This is a genomic window from Thermodesulfobacteriota bacterium (assembly GCA_036397855.1).
Taxonomy (GTDB): Bacteria; Desulfobacterota_D; UBA1144; order Nemesobacterales; family CSP1-2; genus DASWID01.
In genome coordinates this window covers 1-2661 of record DASWID010000141.1, presented here as the reverse complement: position 1 = coordinate 2661, position 2661 = coordinate 1, and the positions used below count along the sequence as shown (strand labels likewise).

The following is a 2661-nucleotide window of genomic DNA, read 5'->3' as shown; positions in this document are numbered from 1 at the left end:
AGCGTTACTGTTTTACGAAAAAGAAGGAAAGCCCATTTCTCTTTTTGTAATGGACGAATCATACCTAGATGGATATTCACAGGACAAGGTAGAAATACTTCGCAATAAGCTACACAACGATACTGAAAAAGGCTGTAATCTCATATTTTGGAGGCAGCGTGGAATCCTCTATGCACTTGTATCAGATATTAAGGCAGAAGAACTCTCAAATTTGGTACCTAAAATTGCGTTAAGATAATCGGTAACCCTATGTTTACAATGTAACGGCTTTCGTTAGATCGCCACATGAGTAATTGTAGATGTTATATATTTCGTGGATAAAATTCTTACAATTTCGTGAATAGATTTATTTTGATTAGCTCTTTTCAGAATGAAAAGGACTTGAACGGCATTCCAAAAATTGGGTTAAGAAAATCAGGAACGAAGACGTTACAAAAAATTTGCGGGTTGTGGTTGAATTAAATTTTTTAGTCGTTTTGTCAACCCCGAGGATAGTTATCGGGGATCCAGAGGTAAAAGCATGGATTCCCTATTAAGGAATTAGGGAATGACAACAAGGGGCAGCCTTGTCGTGAGCCCTGAGCTTGTCGAAGGGCCTGTCCTGAGTTTATCGAAGGGCCTGTCCTGAGTTTATCGAAGGATCGAAGGATTGCTTCTTTGTACCTGTGCTGAACCATGTCCTGACGATAGGTCAGGATCTATTCAGTATCAAGACAAAGAAGTTAGAAAGAAAAAATAAGATAATTGAAGAAACTACTTTTAAAGATCTGGTCCCTGAAATATCTGGCTTTTACAGTAATGACCTTCCCAAGATTTCCTAAATTCATGCGGGGTTAGAAAACCCCGCCAGTCCATTGATAAAGCGAAAAGCAGATCGGATCACCCTGTCCTGAGTTTGACCGAAGGGCCGCGTTGAAGGGTGAACAACCTCTGGGGTCCGGATCAGAAAAAAACTTCGTAACTTTGCGCAATTCTCACTCATCTAATTCCGTAGACATGTAAAATAGGGAGGTGATAAAGATGAGAGTGTTGAGACTAGTACAAATATTTTTATTAGGTCTAACACTTATGGTTCCATTATCAATAGACACAGTTGCGCAGCCACGTACTGATTTCTATGGTTCAGGTGATTCAGGAGCTGCTTACGACTTCTATCTGGATTGGATGTATCCGAAACGGAATGTTGGGCCTGTGCCTGGGTATGGGATTCCAGGTACTGTTACTGCAAAGGTAAAACCACGGACTGATTTTTACGGGCCGGGCGACTCAGGGGCTGCTTACGATTTTTATCTTGACTGGATGTATCGCATGAGGAATGTCGGAATTAAACCAGCTCCAGCTCAAACTGAAACTGTAACTGTAACAACAAAAGTGGAGCCGCATACAAGCTTTGATGGACCTGGAGACTCGGGGGCAGCCTACGACTTTTATCTTGATTGGATGAGTCCAAGGATTAAACCGAAGTCACCTAGGATAATTCCTTTTCTGATATTTAAAGGATCGTACGAAAAGAGTCAAGTAGTTTCACAAAATGAATGACAAGTAAACGTCCAATCCTCCACTCCACCTATGAAAGAAGCCCCTTTAAATAGAGGGCTTCTTCCATTAACGTCTAAATTAAACCAATCTCTTTAAGTCTATTACAAATGTTTTAAGTAAACACACGATTCAAATACTCGGCGTTTTTACAATCTAATTAGACCATGTAATGTCGGCTAAGATATCTTCATTTCAGAAAGAGATCGAATTCATTTTGAAAATCTACCTCAAAATAGAATGATTGGAAAGAATAGTTAAGAAGGATTTATCGATTGTGGCAATAAAAGTTAGAAAGTTTAGAAAGGAATTGGAAAGGCGAGTAGGGGTTAAGAGAAAGTATGATAGATATGACAATGAGAGTTGATCAATTAATAGTCACATAACTGAATCCTATCGCCTCCTATACTATTAATTGTTTCATTTTGATGTTGAGTAAAGAGGCATATTATAGATAGCCCCTCTGCTGTCAAAGCTATTCAGAAATAATATAATTAAAGAGAATGAGCTGATACATCAATTATGAAATGTCACTTCCATCGAACTAGCGTAAACCAAACAAAACCGCAGATAAATAGAATAGCACTAATTGAGATAAGATAAGTGCAATATTTCTTAATTTTATTTAGTCATGAGATATCGTATTCCACTATTTGAAGCTTGATGACAACCAATACACATAGGAACCTTTCCTGCAACGGGCATACTTTTGCCATCCATCTCCGCTGTCTCAGGATTGCCATCTGGTTTAAATTTTACCCAGAACCAGTCGCCTCCCTCAGGGTTATATCCTTCTATTTTCTGCATCACCGTGATTGCCCCTAGTGTTTTATCAGGCATATAATTTTCCTTAATCACTATAGATCCATTAGGGAGCTGCTTTTCTTTTTTCTCAACTGCTTGGTACCCAGCCTCATTCAAATATGTAGTGAGAAGCATTCCATGGGGTTCGGTACCCTTATAGAACTTCCCCTTACCAGGCCATAATTTCCAGTTCTCTCGGTATTTATCACCTTGTATTTTGTTCCAGAGATCTGAAGCCATTTTGGAAGGGTCATCCGACTCTGTAATCCCAATATTGGCGTTTAAAAAACCAAAGGATATGAAAATCAAAACTAACGGAAT

At 39.0% G+C, this 2661-nt stretch carries 4 protein-coding genes; 3 read left to right on the top strand and 1 reads right to left on the bottom strand.

Features of this window, described 5'->3' with window-relative positions; all coding sequences use genetic code 11:
• The 3 genes from VGA95_11690 to VGA95_11680 all read left to right on the top strand — a co-directional run.
• A partial coding sequence (locus VGA95_11690; protein ID HEX9667202.1) for a hypothetical protein occupies window positions 1–238 on the top strand: 238 nt, incomplete at its 5' end.
• Window positions 239–1020: 782 nt separating this feature from the next.
• Window positions 1021–1539, top strand: a complete 519-nt coding sequence (locus VGA95_11685; GenBank protein ID HEX9667201.1) for a hypothetical protein — start codon at window positions 1021–1023, stop codon at window positions 1537–1539.
• A 241-nt stretch (window positions 1540–1780) separates the two neighbouring features.
• Window positions 1781–1903: a hypothetical protein gene (locus VGA95_11680; protein HEX9667200.1), complete on the top strand. Its 123-nt coding sequence runs from the start codon at window positions 1781–1783 to the stop codon at window positions 1901–1903.
• A gap of 254 nt (window positions 1904–2157) precedes the next feature.
• Here VGA95_11680 and VGA95_11675 read toward each other — a convergent pair.
• The coding region (locus VGA95_11675) for a cytochrome P460 family protein (protein ID HEX9667199.1) at window positions 2158–2661 on the bottom strand (504 nt) is incomplete at its 5' end.

Coding starts and splice junctions, on each gene's coding strand:
- VGA95_11685 (HEX9667201.1), top strand. CDS start 1,021: ATGAGAGTGTTGAGACTAGTACAAATATTTTTATTAGGTCTAACACTT.